Here is a 233-nt window from a genome sequence, read left to right as displayed (position 1 = left end):
GCCCATGCCACATCTGACATAAACCTGAGCCAGCAGACATCGGCCAACAATGACCAGATCTCTGTGCTGCAGGCCCAGACCGCCACCCTTGGGCAGAATGATGAGGCACGGCAAAAGCTGATCAACCATATGCAGGCGGAGCAGCAGCTCCTGCGCTCCGGGGTCAGCCTGACAGACGCCTCCTCCCAGTCCTACCTGAACAGTGTGGATGCGCTGTCTGACGCCACAAACGC

Annotated in this window: 1 protein-coding gene; it reads left to right on the top strand. The window is 59.7% G+C overall.

The features are described 5' to 3' along the window. Positions 1-233 (top strand): hypothetical protein (locus HK26_RS13115; protein ID WP_143296391.1); only part of this gene is annotated, 233 nt, incomplete at both ends.

It is taken from the genome of Acetobacter okinawensis (assembly GCF_002153655.1).
Taxonomy (GTDB): Bacteria; Pseudomonadota; Alphaproteobacteria; order Acetobacterales; family Acetobacteraceae; genus Acetobacter; species Acetobacter okinawensis_A.
Note: the sequence above shows the minus strand (reverse complement) of the source record. Positions and strands in the feature narration are given on the sequence as shown.